This is a genomic window from Parafrankia sp. FMc2 (genome assembly GCF_041008525.1).
Taxonomy (GTDB): domain Bacteria; phylum Actinomycetota; class Actinomycetes; order Frankiales; family Frankiaceae; genus Parafrankia.
This window is the reverse complement of the sequence record NZ_JBFLUG010000278.1, coordinates 1-4,361: the sequence shown is the minus strand read 5'-3', so window position 1 is coordinate 4,361 and position 4,361 is coordinate 1. Positions and strand designations below refer to the sequence as shown.

The 4,361-nt window shown below is 73.1% G+C and carries 1 protein-coding gene; it reads right to left on the bottom strand.

Annotated features, from left to right (window positions below):
* Nucleotides 1-4,361: SDR family NAD(P)-dependent oxidoreductase (locus AB1460_RS35965; RefSeq protein ID WP_368966938.1), on the bottom strand; the 4,361-nt coding region annotated here is incomplete at both ends.

Sequence of the window (4,361 nt, the reverse complement as noted above, 5' to 3'; positions counted from 1 at the left end):
CATCAGACGGCCCCGCGCCGCCACCAACACCACCGCATCCGCCAGGTCGACAACCCCCGCCGCATAGGCAGCCGTGATCTCCCCGACCGAATGACCCGCCACCACCCCCGGCACCACACCCCAACTCCGCACCAGAGCCAGCAGCGCCACCTCCACCGCGAACAACGCCGGCTGCGCCCGACCCGTCACCCCCAACACCTCGGCGTCCCCGCCGAACACCACCTCCCGCACCGGCACATCCACCTGCCCGTCCAGCAGGTCACACACCTCGTCAAACGCCTGCGCGAACACCGGAAACGCCTCGTACAGACCCCGACCCATCCCCAACCGCTGCGCACCCTGACCGGTGAACACCACACCCAACCGGCCTGCCCGTGCCTCACCGGCAACCACACCCACGCCGCCTGACGATCCCGCCTGACCGGCGAGCCCGGACAGCCCGCGTTCCAGCGCCGCATGATCGGCCGGTAGGACGACCGCCCGGTGGCGCAGCCGGGCCCGCCCCGCGAGTGACCAGCCGACATCCACCAGATCCAGCCCACCCGCGGCGCCGTCCGCGGTGCCGACGGGAGTGCCGACCCTGCTGCCGACGGCGGCCCGCAGCCGCTCCGCCTGCCCGGCCAACGCCTCGGGATCCGCCGCCGTCAGCACCACCGGAACCACCGGAAGGCCGCGGCCGGGCACCCGCACCGGCTCCGCGTCGCCCTGCTCGATGATGACGTGGGCGTTGGTGCCGCTGATCCCGAACGACGACACCGCCGCCCGCCGCGGACGGCCATCCACCTCCCACGGTCGCGGTTCCGCCAGCAGCGACACCGCGCCCGCCTGCCAGTCGACCTGCGACGACGGGGCGTCGACATGCAGCGTCCGGGGCATCACGCCGTGGCGCATCGCCAGCACCATCTTGATCACACCGGCCACACCGGCGGCGGCCTGCGCATGACCGATGTTCGACTTCACCGACCCCAACCACAACGGCTGCCCCTCGGGCCGGCCCTGGCCGTAGGTCGCCAGCAGCGCCTGCGCCTCGATCGGATCACCCAACGTCGTACCCGTACCGTGACCCTCGACCACGTCGACGTCTGCCGTGGACAGCGCCGCGCTCGCCAGCGCCTGGCGGATCACCCGCTGCTGCGACGGACCGTTCGGCGCCGTCAGACCGTTGCTCGCCCCGTCCTGGTTCACCGCCGAACCCCGCACCACCGCCAACACCCGGTGACCGTTGCGACGGGCATCCGACAGCCGCTCCACCAGCAGCATCCCGACACCCTCACCCCACCCCACACCGTCCGCCGCCTCGGCGAAGGCCTTGCAGCGGCCGTCCGCGGACAGGCCCCGCTGCCGGGAGAAACCGACGAAGGTGTTCGGCGTCGCCATCACCGTCACGCCGCCGGCCAGTGCCAGATCACATTCACCGGCGCGCAGGGACTGCGCCGCCAGATGCAGCGCGACCAGCGACGACGAGCACGCCGTGTCGACCGTGACTGCCGGCCCCTCCAGACCGAACGTGTACGACACCCGGCCCGACGCCACACTTCCCGAATTGCCCGTGCTGAGGAATCCCTCGACGCCGGCGGGAACGTTGACGGCCCGCATGCCGTAGTCGTGGTACATCACCCCGGCGAACACACCTACCTGGCTGCCGCGCAGCGAGAGCGGGTCGATTCCCGCCCGCTCGAGCGCCTCCCACGACGTCTCCAGCAACAGCCGCTGCTGCGGATCCATCGCCAACGCCTCACGCGGCGAGATACCGAACAACCCCGGATCGAAATCCGCCGCACCGCGCAGGAACCCGCCCTCGCGGGTGTAGGACGTCCCCGGATGATCCGGGTCCGGGTGGTACAGACCGTCGACGTCCCAGCCGCGGTCGTCCGGGAACGGACCGATGCCGTCGCGACCGGCGGCGACCAGATCCCACAGGTCCTCCGGTGAGGAGACGCCGCCCGGATATCGGCAGGCCATCGCGACGATGGCGACCGGTTCGTCGGATCCGCCGCTCACCCGGCGGGTTCGCCCCGCGTCGGGATGGGCGTCGAGCAGCTCGGCGGCCAGGTGACGGGCCAGGACCTCGGCGTTCGGATAGTCGAAGACCAGGGTCGACGGCAGGCGCAGGCCGGTGGCCGTACCCAGCCGGTTGCGCAGCTCCACCGCCGTCATGGAGTCGAAGCCCAGGTCCTGGAAGGCCCGCCCGGGTTCCAGTGCATCCACCGAGGCGTAGCCGAGAACGGCCGCCACGTGGTCGCGGACCAGGCCGAGCACGGTCCTGTCCCGCTCGGCGCCGGGCAGGGCGGCCAGCCGACGGCCCAGTGCACCGGACGGCCGGCTGCGCCGCGGCGAGGGGACGAGATCGGTCAGCATCTCCGGAACAGCCGCACCGGCGGCGCGCAGCGCCTGCAGGTCCAGGCCGATGGGAACGACCAGACCGCGCCCGCTCGACAGCGCCGCGTCGAACGCCGCCAGACCCTGTTCCACGGTCAGCGGAACAGCCCCACCGTGGCGCAGCCGTGCCAACGCGCCGTCGCCCAGGGATCCCCCCATTCCCCCGGCGACATCCCACAGGCCAAAGGCCATCGACACCGCGTTCACACCCCGGCCCCGCAACCACCCCACGAAACCGTCCACAAACGTGTTCGCCGCCGCATACGCCGCCTGACCCGCATTCCCCAGCACACCCGCCGCCGACGAGAACACCACAAACGCCGACAGATCCGGACCAGAAGTGACCTCGAAAAGATTCACCACCGCATCCACCTTCGCCCGCAACACCGCCGCCACCCGCTCCGCCGACAACGACCCCACCAACCCGTCATCCACCACACCCGCCACCTGCACCACACCCGACACCGACTCACCCGCCAGCAACGCCACCACCGCACCCCGATCCGCCACATCACAGGCCGCCACCCGCACCTGCGCACCCAACCCGACCAGCTCCGCCACCAACCCAGCCACACCCGGCGCCGCCCCACCCCGACGCGACACCAACAACAGATCCGACACCCCATACACGCTCACCAGATGACGCGCCACCACCGCACCCAACGCACCCGTACCACCCGTCACCACCACCGTGCCCCTACCGAACACCCCACCCGCCGCCGCAGCCCCGGTGCCCTCACCGGACACCGCACTCTCACCGGACGCCGCGCCCACTGCAGCCGCCGCCACGTCCTGCGCCGGACGGGCCGCGGGAACAGGCAGCCGGACGAGACGCGGCACCAGCAGCCGCTCGCCCCGCACCGCCACCTGCGGGAGACCGGCCGCGAGCACCCGCGGGAGCAGTGCGCCCACGCCCCCGCGCACGCCGTCATCGGCGCCGGCCGGATCCAGATCGACCAGATGCACGCGGTCCGGGTGCTCCGACTGCACCACCCGCAGCAGGCCCCAGACCGCCGCGTCCGCCACTCCGGGCATGCCCGGAACCTCGTCCGGCTCCTCCGTGGCCACCGCGCCGCGGGTCACCACGACCAGCCGGCCACCCGACCGGGTCCTGTCCGCCAGCCACTCCTGGACCAGCGCCAGCAGACCGGTCACCCGCTCGTGCACCAGCGCCGCCCGGGGGGCGGCCGGGCCGGCGCCGGGCTCGTCCGCCTCCACACCCGCAAGCTCGATCACCAGTACCTCGGCCGGCGCCGGCAGCGCCGGCAGGGCCGGCACGGCGTCCGTCACGATCAGTCGGGCCCAGCCGTCGGCGTCCCCGCCGGCCGTGACCTGGTCGCCGGGTGCGGCCTGGCCGCCGAGCACGACGTCCGGGAGGCGCCGTTCGATCCAGTCCACGCCGTACAGAGCGCCGCCGGTCAGGTCGGCGCCGGGAAGCTGGTCGGGGGCCACCGGGCGCAGGGACAGGCTGTCGATCCGTCCCACCGGCAGGCCGGAACCGTCGGCCAGGAACAGGCGAACCGAGTCGGACGAGTCCCCGCGGGACAGCCAGGCGCGCAGCACACCGTCAGGCGCACTCGAGATCCGGACACCGCTGAAGGCGAAGGGCAGCCGGGCCACGCCGTCGTCGGTCAGCAGGTCGCCGGTGCCGAGGGCGTGGAAGACGGCGTCGAGCAGAGCCGGGTGGAGGACGAAGCCGTCCACCGGGCCGGGCACCGCCGCCTCGGCGAAGACCTCGCCGTCGCGTCGCCACACCCGGCGCAGGCCGCGGAACATCGGGCCGTACTGCAGTCCCGCGGCGGCGAAGGCGTCGTGCAGACCCTCGATGTCGACCTCGTCGGCGCCGGTAGGCGGCCAGACGACCAGGTCCGGGGTGTCGGTATCGGTGCCCGTGTCGTCGTCAGGTCCGTCGGTCTCGTCGGCCGGGAGCAGGGTGCCGGTGGCGTGCACCGTCCACTCCCCACCCACCGACCCCGCACCCC